Raw genomic sequence first — 17442 nt, 5'->3', positions numbered from 1 at the left:
TCATGAAGTCGTGAAGAATAGGGGGCATGCGCCATCAGCCCGGCGCGAAGCCGGCCAAACCGTAGTCGGCTCCCTTAATCGCTGCCATCCCTTCTGTCAAAGGCAAACTCAGGGTTTTTGTACAGCTGCGCGTGCACCCCTCACCCTGAGCGGCACCGCGACCTTCATTCAAGGCAAGCCCATGCGCCTGCGTCATCGCTTGGCAAGAGCTCGACGGGCCTGTATCTGACCTGAAAGTTGCACTGCACAGACGTTCCAGAGACCAGTCACCAAAGGGGATAGGCAACAGGCATGATCATCGCCATCGACGGGCCGGCCGCAGCTGGCAAAGGAACATTGTCGCGACGGATCGCCGAAACCTATGGCTTCCACCACCTCGATACCGGCTTGACCTATCGCGCGACAGCCAAGGCCCTGCTCGATCAGGGGTTGGCACTGGACGACGAGGCCGTGGCCGAGAGGATGGCGCTCGACATCGAACTGGCCGGGCTCGACCGCGATGTGCTGTCTGCCCATGAAATCGGCGAGGCCGCATCCAAGATCGCCGTGATGCCCGCCGTGCGGCGGGCTCTGGTCGAGGCGCAACGCGCCTTTTCAGTGCGCCAACCAGGAACTGTCCTCGACGGCCGCGACATCGGCACCGTTGTCTGCCCCGATGCGGATGTGAAACTCTATGTGACGGCTTCGCCAAATGTGCGTGCGCGACGTCGCTATGACGAAATCCTGGCGAAGGGTGGAGCGGCCGATTTTGCCTCGATTTTTGCCGATGTGCAGAAGCGCGACGAACGCGACATGGGTCGCGCCGACAGCCCGTTGAAACCTGCGGAAGACGCGCACTTGCTAGATACTTCCGAAATGAGTATAGAGGCCGCATTCTTGACGGCGAAGTCACTGATCGACGCTGCCTTGACGAAATGAACTCAGCGAGGGGAACGGTCCTCTCGCTTCAGCCGATTTCTCATCCTCGCGCCGGATTGCTCTCACAGTAGAGCGGATGCGGGATCGGCCATGACCAACACCAACCCCCGGCGCATGCGCATCCCAAAAGATGCGATTAGGAGTTTCCATGTCTGTATCTACCCCGTCGCGTGAGGACTTTGCTGCCCTCCTCGAGGAATCCTTTGCCAAAACCGATCTGGCCGAAGGCTATGTCGCCAAGGGCATTGTCACGGCCATCGAGAAGGACGTCGCGATCGTTGACGTCGGCCTCAAGGTCGAAGGCCGCATCGCTCTCAAGGAATTCGGCGCCCGCTCCAAGGACGGTTCGCTGAAGGTTGGCGACGAAGTCGAAGTTTATGTCGAGCGCATCGAAAACGCTCTCGGCGAAGCTGTTCTGTCGCGCGAAAAGGCTCGCCGCGAAGAAAGCTGGATCAAGCTCGAAGCCAAGTTCGAAGCTGGCGAGCGCGTTGAAGGCGTTATCTTCAACCAGGTCAAGGGCGGCTTCACGGTTGACCTCGACGGCGCCGTTGCCTTCCTTCCGCGCTCGCAGGTCGACATCCGTCCGATCCGCGACGTTACCCCGCTGATGCACAACCCGCAGCCCTTCGAAATCCTCAAGATGGACAAGCGTCGCGGCAACATCGTTGTTTCGCGTCGTACGGTTCTCGAAGAAAGCCGCGCCGAGCAGCGTTCTGAAATCGTTCAGAACCTCGAAGAAGGCCAGGTTGTTGACGGCGTCGTCAAGAACATCACCGATTACGGTGCGTTCGTTGACCTCGGCGGCATCGACGGCCTGCTGCACGTCACCGACATGGCATGGCGCCGCGTCAACCATCCTTCGGAAATCCTGTCCATCGGCCAGTCGGTCAAGGTTCAGATCATCCGCATCAACCAGGAAACCCACCGCATCTCGCTCGGCATGAAGCAGCTCGAGTCGGATCCGTGGGATGGCATCGCTGCCAAGTACCCGGTTGGCAAGAAGATCTCCGGTACCGTCACGAACATCACCGACTACGGTGCATTCGTCGAGCTGGAGCCGGGCATCGAAGGCCTGATCCACATCTCGGAAATGTCCTGGACGAAGAAGAACGTTCATCCCGGCAAGATCCTTTCGACCACGCAGGACGTCGACGTTGTCGTCCTCGAAGTCGATCCGTCCAAGCGCCGTATCTCGCTCGGTCTCAAGCAGACTCTCGAGAACCCGTGGCAGGCATTTGCCTTCAGCCATCCGGCCGGCACTGAAGTCGAAGGCGAAGTCAAGAACAAGACCGAATTCGGCCTGTTCATCGGCCTCGAAGGCGACGTTGACGGCATGGTTCACCTGTCGGATCTCGACTGGAACCGTCCGGGCGAGCAGGTCATCGAAGAGTTCAACAAGGGTGACGTGGTCAAGGCCGTCGTTCTCGATGTTGACGTCGAGAAGGAACGCATCTCGCTCGGCATCAAGCAGCTTGGCAAGGACTCGGTTGGCGATGCCGCCGCTTCCGGCGACCTGCGCAAGAACGCCGTTGTGTCTTGCGAAGTCATCGCGATCAACGATGGTGGCGTTGAAGTGAAGCTCGTTGCTCACGAAGACATCACCTCGTTCATCCGTCGCGCTGACCTTGCTCGCGACCGTGACGACCAGCGTCCTGAGCGCTTCTCTGTTGGCCAGGTTTTTGACGCTCGCGTCACGAACTTCTCCAAGAAGGACCGCAAGGTTATGCTGTCGATCAAGGCTCTCGAGATCGCTGAAGAGAAGGAAGCCGTCGCACAGTTCGGTTCGTCCGACTCGGGCGCTTCGCTCGGCGACATCCTGGGCGCAGCCCTGAAGAACCGCAGCAACGACTAATTCTCGTTGCTTGCATCATAAAGAACCCGCCAGGAGCGATCCTGGCGGGTTTTTTCATGCCTCGAGCGTCTTGTTCAGATGCCGTCTGACAGGCGCAGGTAGAGACCCTGCGCTCTGTCTATGCCGTATAGAGCCGGTAGGGTGGCGGTCCTTGGAGCCTGTCGATCGTCTGCAATCTCCGTTGTATCGATCAGAACCAAGTAACCCTGCTCGGTGTCGAGGGCTGAGTCTTCAGCGATTTGATCTGCATCGTCGAGCGACATCTCGGTCTCAGAGCCATCTTCATTGTCGCTCTCGCTCCCTGCCTCTTCCTCACGATTTTCTCGCTGCTCCGCGTCATCCTCTTCCTCATCGCTACGCGCCGGTCCTTGGGTCTCTGCCGGGTCGTCGAAGAGATAGTGGACGATCGCGTAAGGGAGGCCTTCGCGCTGAATCTGGGTTTGCGCGTGGAAGTCAGCGGCTTCAAAGGCAAGCGGTGGGGGAGCGAGTTTCGATTTCTCCTTCGCCTCGAAAAAGGTCGGCTGCTCTGACGTCGTGGTGCCATCCTTTTCCAACTGCCCTCGCGCAGCCGCGGATTGGCTACCCTGCTCAGCTGGGCCGCTTTCTGGCGGATGGCGAGATGAGACCGATTGATCGGCAATTTCCATCTCGTCCTGCGTCCACCCCAAACGCAGTAGTGCACGCAAGAGTTCGGCCTCATCCGCAATGTCTGGCGTGAGCGAAAACGGGACGTGGATGGACACTGGACCGGTGGGGCCAAAGAAGACCGGCAAGTCGGGTATGCGACCTTCCTTCCTTGCCTGCACCGCCGGCGCACCATCCGCTATATTCGATAAGGGTTGCGGAGCATCTGGCGGAGCGCCCGATTTGCCCTGTGCGGAGTTTGGCAGCTTGGGGCTTGGCGTCGCCGTCGGATTGCTTGCGGTCACCCTTGCGTCCGGCCCCAACCTATCCATCGTTCGAGTTGCACCAGGGATAGTGGCCGTTTCGTTTCGAGTGAGCGGCGGCTGCGACGCTGGTCGGGCGTCGCCCTCCGGTGCATTCGCTCTGCTTATTTTTACGGTCGTGGCATTGAGGTCGACGGCAGGTCCGGCGGTGCGCGACAATTGCTGGCCGTTGGAGTTCAGAGTTTCGACCCGTCTGCCCGCCGCCGGTAACAGCGCCTCTGCTGCGGCTGTCTGGCCGCGCCCGACTGGGCCCGTTGTGGGTCCAGCAGGCTCCCATCTCGTCTGTTCCAATGGGGAGGCTACAGACTGTCCGTTGCTCTGTGCCACAGCGGTGTTCGACGGTGGCACCTTCGTTGATAAGACGGGCTGCTCGAGTTCGTTCATTTGGTAAGAACGGACGACTGCCGACTGGCCATTCTTCGCCAACGACGCTTCCAGATCGAGGGTGAAGGCGACCAATTCGGGGCCGGAAGTGTTCCGGATTGCCGCCAGTAAGGTTCCGAGCTGAAGAGACGAGAGCGCTTTCGACACCAATGCCTGTAGGCGCGTCCGATCCGATGGAGACAAGGCAGCGAGGCTGTTGCCCAACCGGCCGAGATAGTCACTTGTCGTTTCGGGGCGGCGCTCCATGCCGAGTGCCTCCCCGATGAGATCGGCAATGACTGTGGCTGGATCAGCGTTCGGCCGTGACAGCATCGCGACATTCAGATGCCCAGTCACCGCCTCTGCCATGCCCGACAGCTGCATAACAGGCACAGTGGCGACGGATCGCGCGACTGGCGCAGCGTCTGCAGGCTTCGAGCCGATCTGTGGGGCGGGGGCGGCAGACACCCCCGCTACGGGCGTAAACATCTGTTCCTCATCAAGAGGTATGGACGGAAACTGGAAAAATCGCGGCGCTTAGCATTCAATCGGCAGGCGGTCCTTAGTCGGCAGGCCTTGAAGACGTCGCATGGACAAGCGGGAATCATGCGCCGTCATGGTTAACAAATGCTAAAGGGGTCAGCCTCGCGCATTGCACAGCACCCAATATGGGTCGATGCGCATTCCACCGAGAGTATCGACTGCATGAGACAGAATCTGATCCTGAACACCGACAGCTACAAGCTCGGCCAGTATCTGCAATATCCGGCAGGTACGCGGGCGATCAGCACCGTCGCGACCACGCGCGGTCAGTCGTTTCGTCCAGAGCTCATGTTCTTCGGCTTGCAGATGTTCCTCAAGGAGTATCTCTCGCAGCCCATTGTGATGGCGGACATCAAGGAGGCTGCCGATATTGCGGGCGTCCATGGGCAACCTTTCGACAGCGAGGGATGGCAGCGCATTGTCGACGTTCATGGCGGCTACCTGCCCCTGAGAATCGAAGCTATTCCCGAAGGTGCGGCTCTCAGGCGTGGCGTGCCCATGATGCAGGTCGTCAATACGGATCCGAACCTGCCCTGGTTGACCTCGCATATGGAGACCGCTTTGCTTCGCGCGATCTGGTATCCGTCGACCGTGGCCACGACTGCATGGCGCATTCGCCTTGCACTTCAGCCTTTCCTCGATCGGACGACGGATGATCCTGCCGCGCTCCAGCCAAGCAGGATCAGCGACTATGGCTGCAGGAGCACCACCAGTCTCGAGCAGGCGGCCATCGGCGGCGCCGCACATCTCGTCCACTTCAACAGCTCGGATTCACTGCCGGCGATCCTGCATGCACGGCGGCATTACGGCATCGATATGCCGGGCTATTCAATCCCGTCTGCGGAACATGCGAGCATCACAGCTTGGGGCCAAGCCGGTGAGACTGACGCTTATTCAAACATGATCGAACGCTTTTCCGGCTTCAGCGCCTATTCCGTCGTATCAGACAGCTACGACCTCCATACGGCGGTCACAGAAATCTGGGGCAAGTCTCTTCAGGCGAAGGTGCGAGAGGCGGGTGGCGTTCTTGTCGTGCGTCCGGACAGTGGCGATCCTATCGACACACCGGTACAGGTCGTCGCGCAGCTCGCCTATGCCTTTGGCACGCGGCTCAACGGTAAGGGTTTCAAGGTCATAGATGGCAATGTCCGGGTGCTCCAATCGGATGGCGTATCACTTCAGGACATTCAGATGATTCTGGGACGGCTCGAAAGCATGGGCTTCTCGGCCGAGAATATCTCATTCGGCATGGGCTCAGGACTGCTGCACAAAATCAACCGCGGAACGGTCTCCTTCACCATGCGGGCAACGGCCATGCAGGACGCCGGAGGTCAGTGGAAGGGCATAGGACGTCGTGCGCCGCATGCTCAGGAAAAGCTCACGATCCAAGGGCGTGTCGCGGCCATCGCCGATGGCATCGACATTGTTTCGATCCCACTGACGGAACTCGGAGGCCGCCAGAACCTGCTTCAGCCGGTCTGGGAGAATGGCCAGTTGCTGGTCGATTGGACGATGGATGAAATCCGCGCTCGGGCTACCGAGGCCAGCCGTGCCGCCTGAGATCAATCAGCTATGCGTAGGAAACCCGGATAGAGACCTGCTTCGTCACAGGGTGCCGGAGCTCGTGGTGGCAGGGTCTGCCCTGCCCTGCACCGATCATCGACACTCACGGCATCCAGCCATGTGGCCGGTGCGTGGTCCCGGAGAACTTCGTTCGCGGTGATTTCACCAACCGGCGGATCAAAATCGTCTATTCCAAGATCGAGAAGGCTTGTTGCCCCGATCATTGCCGTCAGAAGCGCATTGGTCGCTACCGTCATGGTGGCCTGTCTCAACAATACCTGTTTCCAGTGCGCCTATGACGCACCACTCACTGCTCTAGTCCGGCCTGCATGATCGTCAGCCAAAGTTAACGAAGTCTTTGCCCAGATCAAACAGTCCACCTTATTAATCATCGGAGAATTCTGACAGAGTGGCGGGTTAGCGCCTGCATTTCATGCGACCAGTGTTCTAAGTCGCCCATAGAGACCATCTTCGATATAAATCGAGACAACCTTATCAAGAGTGTCGGTGGACGTCGCAGAAAGCACTTCAGCCTCATCGCCGATGGCCAGAATGGACTGTGTCTGGTCCGCAGGCGGACGCGCCGCAACACCACTTGTCTCGCTGGATTGGGTGCCAGACTGCTGATCCGCCATGTAAGCAAGCATGGAGAGTAGTTTCTCTGCCGAGGCCGGAGCACGCATCGCGCCTCCGGCCGCCTCGCTATCCGACAACACCTTTTGAATCTCGTCGACCTGCTCGAGGCGTTCGGAAGCCAAGGCCGCTTGCCGGGATGCAAGTCGCTCCTGACGGCCTTTCTCGTCATCCACGCGCGCCGGGTCGGCTATCTCTTCCTGAACGGCGACTTCACTTGCCGACTTCGGGTCAGCCGCATCCTTCAATCGCGTGAACACACGGTCGGCGGCATCTGTGACACCACCGCGCCCTGCCGATTTTTCCAGAGCGGCATTCAAGCGCTCCGTGCCATCGCCAGTGGGGTCACTGAGTGCGGAAACGAAAGTCGTGAGCGAGATTCCCAGTTTGTCGAGACCGACAGCCCGCTCCAGTTCACTGCGAGCCATGGCATCCATTTTGGAGACAATGTCTTCGATGAGTTTTCCCAAACTGAAGTAGGAGCGGGATCGATCAACATCGAGACCAAGTTTCTCGGCCAGCTTGTCGGCGACCTTCATCTTCAATTCGTTGACACTGACATTCTCATGATTGAACATGGAGGAGACGATTTTTGCCCGGGAACGGCGGGCTTCCTCGCTTACCGTCATACGCGCTTCGACCAGCGGATCGGCCTTTTGCGCGATGCCCGCTTTTTCGTTCTCTTCCTTGTGACGCGCATTCCACTGCTCTGCGATCGACCGGAGTATGTCCGTCGCCACAAGGCCTTGGGCTTTGTCAGTCGGAAAAAGCATGAGGCACACCTCAGATTACACGGAAAGGGTTTTTCCATCTTTCCGATGCAACCTGAAGAAAAACTTAAACCCGTCAACTATGGGCAAAAATATCTGTCTCGTTCCAGCCGAGCAGATCAAGTTTCGCTCTTGTCGGCAGGAATTGAAAGCAGGCCTCAGCATGTTCAAGGCGACCATCTCGGATCAGCCGCGCATGAAGTTTGTCCCGCAGCGCATGGAGATAGAGCACATCAGATGCTGCGTATTCCATCTGTGCCTGCGAAAGCACTTCGGCTGCCCAATCCGAAGATTGCTGGGCCTTGGATATGTCTACCTCGAGCATTTCCTTGAGATTATCTTTCAACCCATGGCGGTCTGTATAGGTCCGCGACAGACGGGATGCGATCTTGGTGCAAAAGACTGGAGCCGATGTCACACCGAAGGTGTGAAAGAGCACCGCAATGTCAAACCGACCATAGTGAAAGATCTTCTGACGCATGGGATCAGCCAACATGGCGACGAGGTTTGGCGCTTCCGTCTGACCGGCTGCAATCCGGATGACATCGGCGCTCCCGTCGCCTGGAGACAGCTGGACAACGCACAGACGATCTCGACGCGGGACCAGGCCGAGGGTCTCTGTGTCGATTGCAATCGCATCCGTGTATCGCGCCGCATCCTCGGCAGAAATGTCACATTCGTGATAGCGGATCGTCGCAGGCATGTCCGTCTCCAGTCCTTCGGCATTGCTGGAAGCCTATAGCCCAAAGAGCCCGTCGCCGCCATCGATACAAGACACAAGCCAATCGGCCCCAAGGAGAAGACGACCATTGGTTGAGCATTGCTCAAAATGCATGATGACGGGAACTCCAAACCGTCGGCAGTGTCGGAATGATCAGATGTAGCTTTCGATTTCGCGCGAAAATGAGGGAACCAAAGGCGATGATGCTCGTTTCATCGCATAACTGAACATAAGCGATGTTTGCCCTAAACACAGCTATGCACTACGCGCACTGGTGCGTTGCAACAAAGATAGTTGGCATACCATACGACTCGCCTTAAGAATTAAGCATCGAAGCGACGCACTCCTCCTCCCAGCGTCGCTCGAGAGGATCGGCAATACTCCTCCTCCTCCCAATTGCCGATCGAGTTTAAGAGCCTGGCGCATCCTCCTCCCGCGCCAGGCTCTTTTCGTTTCAGCCTCCACGAAACTATTCTGGTGTTATGCCGTTGCGCTCCTTGCTTGAGAAAGCAAGACTGCCAATGTACACGCGGTTGAAATCAGCAAATGGGAGGGGTTCGGATGGCTGTCAAATTCGGAACAAGTGGGCTCAGAGGCCTGTCTGTCGATCTGGTTGGCTCGGTATCGGCTCTTCACGCAACCGCCTTCTGCCGCCATCTTGTTGATCTTGGTCTTTCTTCCGGATCCCCGATCGTCATCGGTCAGGATTTCCGCCCTTCAAGCCCAGAGATTGCCTCCACCGTAATGGCAGCCGTGGCACGGATGGGATTCAAGCCGGTGGATTGCGGCACCATCCCGACACCCGCGCTCGCGCTTTATGGCACGTCTATCGGCGCGGCAGGCCTGATGATCACGGGCTCGCATATTCCAGCTGATCGAAACGGAATCAAATTCTATCGCCCTGACGGCGAAATCGACAAGCAAGACGAAGACGCCATTACCAGGCTAGCACGCGAGCTCGCCACTGATGCTAGCGCCAATCTCGTCGAAACCGGCAGCGGTGAGCAGGCAGAGACAGAAGCAACCGGACTTTTCCTGAAGCGGAATTTAGGCGTCCTTGCTCCGGAGGCTTTAGCCGGCAAGCGCATTGGCGTTTACCAACACAGCTCTGTTGCACGAGACATGCTGGTCAGCATGCTAGAGGCTTATGGCGCGACCGTCTTTCCTCTCGGTCGTTCCGACCGATTCATTCCGGTCGATACCGAAGCGGTCTCGGATGATACGATCCTGCTTCTAGCAGGATGGGCGGATGAACTCGGCCTCGACTCGATCCTCTCAACAGACGGAGATGGCGATCGTCCATTGGTGACTGACGAGCATGGCCTTCCCCTGCGCGGAGATTTCCTTGGCTTGCTTTCTGCGGGCTTCCTCGATGCGCGAGTGGTGGCGACACCTGTGACCTCAAACTCCGGACTGGAACGTGACAAGCGTTTCGAGATCAGCAGGACACGGGTAGGTTCGCCCTATGTCATTGCCGCGATGAATGAAGCGATTGCCGCCGGACGGGATCGGGTGCTCGGTTTCGAGGCCAATGGGGGCCTTATGCTGGGAACAGACTTTTCCCTTGGCACAAAAAATTTGAAGGCGCTGCCGACACGCGACAGTTTCCTGCCGGCGCTGGCAGCACTCGGAACGGCTGCGAGCCGAGGCTTGCCGCTCTCGCGACTCGTTGATGACTTCAAGCTGCCGGTCGCCCTTAGTGACCGGCTGGAGAATTACCCAACCGAACGTAGTCAGGCGCTGATGCAGACCCTCACGACGTCGCGGGCGGCGCTTGATGACTTTCTATCGCCTTTGGGGAATGTGCGCTCCATCAACGAAGTTGATGGTCTGCGACTTACACTGACGGACGATCGCGTGATCCACTTGCGGCCTTCGGGCAATGCCCCGGAGATGCGCTGCTATGTAGAAGCTGCGGACCAGAATTCCGCGAGAGACCTTTTAGAACGCGGCCTCGCCCTGATCGCATCGTGGAAGGGTTGAACCACCCGAGCGAAAAACACGTATCTGTCATGAAACAACGGATGAGGATTTCATGACGAAGATCGCCTGGATAACCGGCGCAAGTTCCGGGATTGGCAAGGCCCTTGCCGAACGACTTGCCCGCGGCGGCTACAAGGTCGCCGTTAGTGCAAGAAGTGCGGAAGCCCTTGATGAGATCGCCGGGTCTTTTCCCGGTAAGATCCATGCTTTTCCGCTCGATGTCACCGATCCGCCGTCTGTCGATCGTGTTCGCTTGGAGATTGAGGCCCAGCTCGGACAGATTGATCTCGCGGTTTTCGCGGCAGGCTCGTACACGCGAGATTACGCATCCGACTTCAGTGCCGCGCGGACAAAGCAGATGTTCGACCTGAACGTGATTGGCACGGCATCCTGCCTTGAGACCATCATGCCATCAATGATCGCCCGCAAAGCCGGCCACATCGCCGTCATCGCGTCGGTCTCCGGCTATGTTGGGCTGCCAGGTGCTGCGAGTTACGGTGCCACGAAGGCTGCACTCAACGCATTGTGCGAATCGCTCTATCCGGAACTTGACCAGCACGGCGTGAAGATCACGATCATCAACCCTGGCTTTATCGATACCCCGCTGACGAAGAAGAACGATTTCCCGATGCCTTTCCTGATTTCGGCTGAGGAAGCGGCAGAAATCATCGTTGCAGGTCTCGGCAGCGGTCGGTTCGAGATCATCTTTCCGTGGAAGATGGCTTTGGCTGTCCGCTTTCTTCACGCGTTGCCGCACGCGTTACGATTCGCGCTCACGCGTCGGATGCTCAGGTGAAGGCGTACCAGTTCAAGCCGGAGTTTCGAGCTTGAACTGGACCACGTCGATGCGGCCGTGGCGGAAGCCGACGGCACAATATTGCAGATACAGGCGCCACATGCGGTAGAAGCGGCGATCAAAGCCCTGTGGCTCGATCTTCTGCCAGTTCGCCATGAAGGCGCCGTCCCATTCAACCAGCGTCCGATCATAGTCCGCGCCAAAACGGAAAGCGTCCGTCACGGCAAGACCTGAGCTGACCGCTTGCTTGCCGAAAACTTCGACAGACGGCAGCATGCCGCCAGGGAAAATGTAGGTCTGGATGAAGTCGGCACTCCGGCGGTAGTGCTCAAACCTTTGTTCATCGATGGTAATCGTTTGAACAAGCGCCGCACCACCCTTGACCAAACGTGACCGCAGGGTGTCGAAATAGGTCGGCCAATTCTCTTCGCCGACCGCCTCAAACATTTCGATCGACACGATCTTGTCAAACTGGCCATAACAATCACGGTAGTCCTCGAGCCGAATGTCTGCACGATCGCCGAGACCAGCGCGCGCCAGGCGTTCCCGGGCGAATTGCGCCTGTTCGGTCGAGAGCGTCAGACCTGTTACCCGGCAACCGGTCGTCCTAATTGCATATTCCGCAAAGCCACCCCAGCCGCAGCCCACTTCCAGCACATGGTCGCCGGGACCGATCGCCAGTTCGCGCAGGATGCGCGCGTATTTGGCCTCCTGTGCTTCGGCAAGCGACATTCCCGGTGCGGTATACAGAGCCGATGAATAAGTCATCGTCCTGTCGAGCCAGAGACGGTAGAATTCATTGCCCAGGTCATAGTGGAAGGCAATATTCCGGCGGCTGCCTTTCTTCGAGTTTCGGCGTAACAGATGCCGGAGCCGTGCCAGGCGTCCGAAGATCGCCGAAGACTTCAGGACACTGCCCAGATGCGCTTCATTCATCACCGCCAGTTCGAGGAGATCGCCAAGGTTGGGCGTCTCCAGCTCTTCATCAATGTAAGCCTGCGCAAATCCAAGTGTCCCGCCGGTCAGAATGCGGAACATGGCCTTTGCACTGCGCACCTGCAGGATGGCATGAGGCCCCGGCTGTTTGCCCGTGGCGTCGTGATCAGCATGCCCTTCGAACCGCAGCGTCAGGCGCCCTATGGCGATCCGATCCGCCCAGGCGCACAGCACGCGCTGCCAGAGGGGGCGCCCGAGCTGGGCAGCGGCAATTTCACGTTCTGCATGACTCATGGCTTGCTCATTCCGTTCTGCATGACAATCGTGGACGCAATTGGCTCACTGGCAGGCTTGTGACGATGCAGCGGCACGCCTTTGCCCCAGAGCTTGAAGGCTTCCCAGTGAATTCCAGCGGTTACCTTGAGGGTCATCAGTGGGTAGGTCACAAGCATCCAGAACAGGCTCCGGTCGGACAATACGATACGGTTGCCGGAAAAGCGGGCAAAGAGAAGCGGGCCCGCCTCATCGGATTCCCCGATATGGATATCGATTGCTTCAGCCGGCGGCTTGATCCGGAAATCATAGCGGCAGTTCATCGGCATGAAGGGCGACACATACATTTCCTTCGCGCATTGATGGCGCAGCACAGGCTCGCCGCTATCGACCGGAATGACGTAGGTGTGGCGCTCGTGGAAAGTATTGCTGACTTCGTAGAGCATCGCTTTCATTTCCCCCTCGGAAGTCTGGCAGAAGTAGACCGTCAGAGGATTGAAAACATATCCGAAAATCCTTGGATAGCAGAGCATGCGAATGGTCATGCCCGCGGGATTTATGCCCGCCTCCTGCAGGCGCGCGCCAATCCAGGCGCGCAGCCCACCGGGAACGCCATCGCCATGATCAGCATCATGCACCGAATAGATAGCCCGGCGATTATGTCCGAACAGGCGAAGCGAGCGATCGAGTTGATCCAGTTCATCCAAGTCGATCAACAGCGAGAAGACGCTGTAGCTGAGCTTATGCTGCTTGGGTCGTTTTCTGACATGCAGAACCTGACCAGCATAGATTGCTGACGATATGCTCATTCGGCCGCCTCGAGCTGGCGCTCAACGACAATGCGACCGGATTCATTTTCAACATTCCAGGGACGTCGCACACCTCCGAGGGCCTCCGCGACGGCCAGTCCCGATTGAAGGCCATCCTCATGGAAGCCACTTCCGAAGTAGGCACCGCAGAACCAGGTATTGCGCTGGCCCTGAAGGCTCCAGAGTTTCTTCTGGGCCATGATTGCCCCTGTATCGAACAGGGGATGTTCATACTGGAAGGTTCCGAACACCTTCGCTGGATCGACTGGCCTGCAAGGATTGAGCGTGACGAAAACGGGGCGGTCCGTCTCAAGCGATTGCAGCAGGTTCATCCAGTAGGTCACGCAGAGTGTTTCTGTTCCCTGGTCCGTTTCGTCGGCCACATAATTCCAACTCGACCAGACCGCCTTCCGCTTTGGCATCAGGTTTTCATCGCTATGCAGAACTGCGACATTTGGTGTGTACTGAAATGCACCCAGCAGCGTCCGTTCGCGCTCATCGGCATCTTCAAGCATATCAAGGCTTTGGGTCGCATGAGTGGCCAGAACCACATGATCGAAGCGATCGACCCCACCATGGACGTCGAGAATTTCGACACCCGCACCACTCCGACGAATCCGTGAAACTGCCGTCGAGAGTCGGACCTCGCCCGAAAAATCGGCCAGTATGCGCGCCACATATTCCCGGCTGCCACCCTTGACCGTTCGCCATTGCGGCCTGTCCTTCAGGGACAAGAGCCCATGATTGGCGAAGAAACGGATAAAGGCGTGCAAAGGATAAAGGCGCATTTCCCTGGCCGTTGTGGACCAGATCGCGGCTCCCATTGGGAGAAGATGATCCTCGATGAAGGATGGCGCATACTTAGCTCTATCCAAATAATCACCGAGGGAAACAGCTTCCAGATCGACGCGATCAAGAAGCGCCGGAGCCTCCTTATAAAAGCGAAGAATGTCGCGGATCATTTTCCAGAAGCGCGGACGCAAAAGATTGGATCTTTGCCCGAGCAAACCAGACAAGCCTGATCCCGAGTACTCGAAGCGTCCACGTTCCAAAGAAGCAGCAAATGACATGCTGGACGGAAGCGTTGGGACATTGAGGTGTTCGAAAAGCTTGACCAGGTTTGGATAATTCCGGTCATTGTAGACAATGAAGCCGGTATCGACCGGCAGACCCTTCGGGCCAGCATCGACACGAACCGTGTTCGAATGCCCCCCTGGACGGCCTTCGGTTTCGTAAAGCACGACCTGCGCATTCTTGGAGAGCAGCCAGGCCGAGGACAAACCAGAAATGCCTGATCCTACAACCGCAATTCTCGGACTTGAACCAGATGCTGTCTTTGATACGCCGGCGTCCATCTCAAGTCCTTCATAAAGCAATGTTTCAGACAATCTCATAGCTCTCTACGAAGTCCCATCGCGAGTGGATCGGAATCCCAGGAATTTTTCGCTGACGGTGATCTGGCTTAAGTGAGCCGACGTAGAGCTTTGCATGTTTGATGCAATTTCCATCTCGGCAGAGGCGTGCCACAATGATGTCCGGCCCAGGGCTCCGACAGATGTGACCGCGAGTCGCCAAAGAAGGAAGAAAAGCGTCTTGAAGACAATAAGGATCGACGAATCCGAGCAGGTGAATTTTTCCAAGCTCCTCGCATCTGTCGGTCAGGAACGGGACGTTCAGGCGTTCGAGACCATTTTCAAGCACTACAGCCCGAAGGTCCGCGCCTACATGGCGAAGCTTGCTCGGGATGGGCAGGCTGCCGAAGAGTTGATGCAGGAAACGATGTTGGCGGTGTGGAACAAGGCTGAGCAGTTCGATCCAGCGCGAGGAAACGTCTCAAGCTGGATCTTTACAATTGCCAGAAATCTCAGGATTGACGCGTTCCGGCGGGAAAAGAGGCCGACTTTTGATCCAACTGACCCGGCTTTCGTGCCAGACGACGTGATGCCCGCCGATGTCGAATATGAAGAACGCCAAGAGGCTGACCGGCTGCGGCGTGCGATGGAAACCCTCCCACCGGAGCAATATGAACTGTTGAAGATGTCATTCTACAAGGAAGTCTCGCACAGTGCGATCGCGGATGAACTTGGCCTGCCCATGGGAACTGTGAAATCCCGCATTCGCCTGGCCTTCGCCAAACTCCGCGCAGCCCTGGAGGAGCGGGCATGATGATCCAAGTAAGCCACCATATCAGCGACGAATTGTTGCTCGACTATGCGTCGGGCAACCTGTCTGAAGGATGGAGCATTGCTGTTGCCACGCATCTCGCCCTGAGCCCAGCATCGCGCGGCAGGCTCAAGCTAATGGAGCATATGGGCGGCGGCTTTCTGGAGGCATGCGAGGCGGAGCCTGCGTCGACAGAAACTTCAACCGACGAGAGTTGGGCCCAGATGAAGGCTCGTCTGTCAAACCCGGCATCGGTGCCTTCTCAGACGGTTGTGGCGTCCCCTGCGGCGGCCTCACCCGTGTTGCCTGAACCTCTTCGCTCTTATCTCGGCGGTGACGTCGACAAGCTGAAATGGCGCGCACTGGGACGGGGCGCATATCATATTCCGGTCGAAACGGCTGATAAGGATAGCCAGGTCAGGCTGCTGAAGATTCCCGCCGGGAAACCCGTGCCTGAGCACTCACATGGTGGACGTGAGTTGACTGTAGTCCTCAAGGGTGCCTTCAGCGATGGTGCAACGGTATTCCGTCGTGGAGACATCGAGGAAGCCGACGAAACGCTGACACATCAGCCGGTGGCGACACCGGACGAAGACTGCATCTGTCTCGCCGTGACGGATGCCCCGCTGAAGTTCAAAAGCCTACTGGTGCGCCTGGTGCAACCAGTGCTTGGCATATAATGCCGCATCGCAGCGGTAAACATAACGGAGAAACGGCATGACCTATGTGATCGCCTATGCCTCTACGGCTGCCGTTTTCTTTGCACTCGACTATATCTGGCTCACGCGCCTCGCCATCGGATTCTACCGACAGAACATCGGCGATTTGCTATTGGCGACGCCCAACTTCGCAGCTGCCGGCATTTTCTACCTGTTCTACGTTGTAGGGCTTGTCTACTTTGCCGTCCTGCCCGCCGTAACAGCTCAGAGCATTGTCACTGCTGTGGTCAATGGTGCGCTGCTTGGCCTCCTCGCCTATGGCACATATGACATGACAAATCTGGCGACCCTCAAGGGTTGGTCGCTCTCGGTCAGCATTGTTGACATGGCCTGGGGTGCTTTTCTCTCCGCCACGGCATCTGCGGCCGGGTATTGGGTTGTCTCGCGCTTTGCCTCTTAAGCGCTGGCAGGCAGGCCTTGGCTGCCCTATCTCTTTCATATGATAAAGCCGGACCACCTTCTCCATCCGACACCCAGCGGGCTTTATTGCCCGCTGGGTGATTTTTATGTCGATCCGGTCCGTCCCGTTGAACGGGCGCTCATCACCCATGGGCACTCCGACCACGCCCGCGCCGGCCACGCCCATGTGCTCGCCACCCAACAAACGCTCGACATTATGGCGATCCGCTATGGATCGGATTTCTGTGGCACCTCACAGCGTGCCGCTTTCGGCGAGACCATCTCCGTCAACGGCGTGGCGGTGCGCTTTCATCCAGCGGGCCATGTTCTGGGTTCGGCACAAATCGAGATCGAGGCGCAGGGAACCCGGATTGTGAATTCCGGCGACTACAAACGCGGGGCTGATCCGACCTGTGCGAGCTTTGAGCCGGTGCCCTGCGATGTCTTCATCACCGAGGCGACCTTCGGTCTTCCCGTTTTTCACCATCCGGAGCCAAAACTGGAGATCCAGAAGCTGCTGACCTCGCTGCAGCAGTTTCCCGAACGTAGCCACTTGATCGGGGCCTATGCGCTGGGAAAGGCTCAGCGGGTAATCTCTCTCATTCGGCGCGGCGGCTATGAAAAGCCGATCTACATTCACGGCTCGATGACGCGGCTCTGCGACTATTACACCGAACAAGGCGTGGAGCTTGGCGAGCTTCGCCCCGCTACGACCGAGGACAAAAAGTCTGGCGCCTTCAAGGGTGCCGTGGTGATCGGTCCGCCTTCGGCCTTCAACGACCGCTGGGCGCGGCGTTTCGACGATCCGCTCGCCATCTTCGCCTCCGGCTGGATGATGGTGCGGCAGAGAGCCAAGCAGCGCGGTGTCGAGCTGCCACTGGTGATTTCCGATCACTGCGACTGGCCGGAACTGTTGGACACGATCCGCGAGGTCGGTCCGCAGGAGGTTTGGGTCACCCATGGGCGGGAGGAAGCGCTGGTGCGCTGGTGCGAACTTGAGGGCATCAAGGCACGGCCGCTACATCTCGTCGGTTACGAAGACGAGGGAGACTGA

The 17442-nt window shown here is 58.0% G+C and carries 16 protein-coding genes; 9 read left to right on the top strand and 7 right to left on the bottom strand.

The features are described from left to right. Nucleotides 1–291: 291 nt before the first annotated feature. Together cmk and rpsA are read left to right on the top strand one after the other, a co-directional pair. Nucleotides 292–918 (top strand): (d)CMP kinase, encoded by a 627-nt coding sequence (gene cmk / locus ACSV9I_RS19560; protein ID WP_438330460.1) that lies wholly within the window; start codon nt 292–294, stop codon nt 916–918. A 148-nt stretch (nt 919–1066) separates the two neighbouring features. Further along, nucleotides 1067–2770 carry a 30S ribosomal protein S1 gene (gene rpsA / locus ACSV9I_RS19555; protein WP_054158270.1) on the top strand — a complete coding sequence of 568 codons (1704 nt, stop codon included), beginning with the start codon at nt 1067–1069 and terminating at the stop codon, nt 2768–2770. Nucleotides 2771–2844: 74 nt separating this feature from the next. On the opposite strand, the gene ACSV9I_RS19550 is transcribed toward rpsA, so the two are convergent. Next, nucleotides 2845–4569: a hypothetical protein gene (locus tag ACSV9I_RS19550; RefSeq protein WP_438330459.1), complete on the bottom strand. Its 1725-nt coding sequence runs from the start codon at nt 4567–4569 to the stop codon at nt 2845–2847. Between the two features lie 216 nt (nt 4570–4785). Here ACSV9I_RS19550 and ACSV9I_RS19545 point away from each other — a divergent pair, with 216 nt between their 5' ends. Continuing rightward, nucleotides 4786–6183 (top strand): nicotinate phosphoribosyltransferase, encoded by a 1398-nt coding sequence (locus ACSV9I_RS19545; RefSeq protein WP_438330458.1) that lies wholly within the window; start codon nt 4786–4788, stop codon nt 6181–6183. A 2-nt stretch (nt 6184–6185) separates the two neighbouring features. Here the strand turns inward: ACSV9I_RS19545 and ACSV9I_RS19540 are convergent, their stop codons facing one another. From ACSV9I_RS19540 to ACSV9I_RS19530, 3 genes are all read right to left on the bottom strand, one after another. Beyond that, nucleotides 6186–6443 (bottom strand): hypothetical protein, encoded by a 258-nt coding sequence (locus ACSV9I_RS19540; RefSeq protein WP_054158273.1) that lies wholly within the window; start codon nt 6441–6443, stop codon nt 6186–6188. Between the two features lie 174 nt (nt 6444–6617). After that, on the bottom strand, nt 6618–7592 hold the full coding sequence (locus ACSV9I_RS19535; protein WP_438330457.1) for a hypothetical protein: 975 nt from the start codon (nt 7590–7592) through the stop codon (nt 6618–6620). Nucleotides 7593–7665: 73 nt separating this feature from the next. Continuing rightward, nucleotides 7666–8292, bottom strand: coding sequence for a ribonuclease D (locus ACSV9I_RS19530; RefSeq protein WP_438330456.1), 627 nt, complete (start codon nt 8290–8292; stop codon nt 7666–7668). A gap of 579 nt (nt 8293–8871) precedes the next feature. On the opposite strand from ACSV9I_RS19530, the gene ACSV9I_RS19525 reads away from it, so the two are divergent. Further along, nucleotides 8872–10293, top strand: a complete 1422-nt coding sequence (locus ACSV9I_RS19525) for a phosphomannomutase (RefSeq protein ID WP_438330455.1) — start codon at nt 8872–8874, stop codon at nt 10291–10293. 52 nt (nt 10294–10345) lie between these two features. Continuing rightward, complete coding sequence (locus ACSV9I_RS19520; RefSeq protein ID WP_438330454.1) at nt 10346–11089, top strand: SDR family NAD(P)-dependent oxidoreductase; 744 nt, start codon at nt 10346–10348, stop codon at nt 11087–11089. Between the two features lie 12 nt (nt 11090–11101). Here the strand turns inward: ACSV9I_RS19520 and ACSV9I_RS19515 are convergent, their stop codons facing one another. The 3 genes from ACSV9I_RS19515 to ACSV9I_RS19505 are packed head-to-tail and all read right to left on the bottom strand — an operon-like array spanning nt 11102 to nt 14462. Continuing rightward, nucleotides 11102–12319, bottom strand: coding sequence for a class I SAM-dependent methyltransferase (locus ACSV9I_RS19515; protein WP_438330453.1), 1218 nt, complete (start codon nt 12317–12319; stop codon nt 11102–11104). Continuing rightward, entirely contained in the window at nt 12316–13107 is a 792-nt protein-coding gene (locus tag ACSV9I_RS19510; RefSeq protein WP_438330452.1) for a DUF1365 domain-containing protein, read from the bottom strand. The genes ACSV9I_RS19515 and ACSV9I_RS19510 overlap by 4 nt, the downstream gene beginning before the upstream one ends. Then, nucleotides 13104–14462, bottom strand: coding sequence for an NAD(P)/FAD-dependent oxidoreductase (locus ACSV9I_RS19505; RefSeq protein WP_438330548.1), 1359 nt, complete (start codon nt 14460–14462; stop codon nt 13104–13106). The genes ACSV9I_RS19510 and ACSV9I_RS19505 overlap by 4 nt, the downstream gene beginning before the upstream one ends. Before the next feature lie 247 nt (nt 14463–14709). Between ACSV9I_RS19505 and ACSV9I_RS19500 the strand changes: the two genes are divergently transcribed. From ACSV9I_RS19500 to ACSV9I_RS19485, 4 genes are read left to right on the top strand one after another with little or no spacing between them, the layout of a single operon-like run. Then, on the top strand, nt 14710–15273 hold the full coding sequence (locus ACSV9I_RS19500; RefSeq protein WP_054158329.1) for a sigma-70 family RNA polymerase sigma factor: 564 nt from the start codon (nt 14710–14712) through the stop codon (nt 15271–15273). Beyond that, nucleotides 15270–15950, top strand: a complete 681-nt coding sequence (locus ACSV9I_RS19495) for a ChrR family anti-sigma-E factor (protein ID WP_438330451.1) — start codon at nt 15270–15272, stop codon at nt 15948–15950. The genes ACSV9I_RS19500 and ACSV9I_RS19495 overlap by 4 nt, the downstream gene beginning before the upstream one ends. 37 nt (nt 15951–15987) lie before the next feature. Next, nucleotides 15988–16389 carry a DUF2177 family protein gene (locus ACSV9I_RS19490; RefSeq protein WP_054158281.1) on the top strand — a complete coding sequence of 134 codons (402 nt, stop codon included), beginning with the start codon at nt 15988–15990 and terminating at the stop codon, nt 16387–16389. A gap of 39 nt (nt 16390–16428) precedes the next feature. Continuing rightward, complete coding sequence (locus ACSV9I_RS19485) at nt 16429–17442, top strand: ligase-associated DNA damage response exonuclease (protein ID WP_438330450.1); 1014 nt, start codon at nt 16429–16431, stop codon at nt 17440–17442.

Source organism: Rhizobium sp. G187 (assembly GCF_051549525.1).
GTDB lineage: Bacteria > Pseudomonadota > Alphaproteobacteria > Rhizobiales > Rhizobiaceae > Allorhizobium.
This window is presented reverse-complemented; position numbering and strand designations above follow the sequence as displayed.

Coding starts and splice junctions, on each gene's coding strand:
- cmk (WP_438330460.1), top strand. CDS start 292: ATGATCATCGCCATCGACGGGCCGGCCGCAGCTGGCAAAGGAACATTG.
- rpsA (WP_054158270.1), top strand. CDS start 1,067: ATGTCTGTATCTACCCCGTCGCGTGAGGACTTTGCTGCCCTCCTCGAG.
- ACSV9I_RS19550 (WP_438330459.1), bottom strand. CDS start 4,569: ATGTTTACGCCCGTAGCGGGGGTGTCTGCCGCCCCCGCCCCACAGATC.
- ACSV9I_RS19545 (WP_438330458.1), top strand. CDS start 4,786: ATGAGACAGAATCTGATCCTGAACACCGACAGCTACAAGCTCGGCCAG.
- ACSV9I_RS19540 (WP_054158273.1), bottom strand. CDS start 6,443: ATGACGGTAGCGACCAATGCGCTTCTGACGGCAATGATCGGGGCAACA.
- ACSV9I_RS19535 (WP_438330457.1), bottom strand. CDS start 7,592: ATGCTTTTTCCGACTGACAAAGCCCAAGGCCTTGTGGCGACGGACATA.
- ACSV9I_RS19530 (WP_438330456.1), bottom strand. CDS start 8,292: ATGCCTGCGACGATCCGCTATCACGAATGTGACATTTCTGCCGAGGAT.
- ACSV9I_RS19525 (WP_438330455.1), top strand. CDS start 8,872: ATGGCTGTCAAATTCGGAACAAGTGGGCTCAGAGGCCTGTCTGTCGAT.
- ACSV9I_RS19520 (WP_438330454.1), top strand. CDS start 10,346: ATGACGAAGATCGCCTGGATAACCGGCGCAAGTTCCGGGATTGGCAAG.
- ACSV9I_RS19515 (WP_438330453.1), bottom strand. CDS start 12,319: ATGAGTCATGCAGAACGTGAAATTGCCGCTGCCCAGCTCGGGCGCCCC.
- ACSV9I_RS19510 (WP_438330452.1), bottom strand. CDS start 13,107: ATGAGCATATCGTCAGCAATCTATGCTGGTCAGGTTCTGCATGTCAGA.
- ACSV9I_RS19505 (WP_438330548.1), bottom strand. CDS start 14,462: ATGGACGCCGGCGTATCAAAGACAGCATCTGGTTCAAGTCCGAGAATT.
- ACSV9I_RS19495 (WP_438330451.1), top strand. CDS start 15,270: ATGATGATCCAAGTAAGCCACCATATCAGCGACGAATTGTTGCTCGAC.
- ACSV9I_RS19490 (WP_054158281.1), top strand. CDS start 15,988: ATGACCTATGTGATCGCCTATGCCTCTACGGCTGCCGTTTTCTTTGCA.
- ACSV9I_RS19485 (WP_438330450.1), top strand. CDS start 16,429: ATGATAAAGCCGGACCACCTTCTCCATCCGACACCCAGCGGGCTTTAT.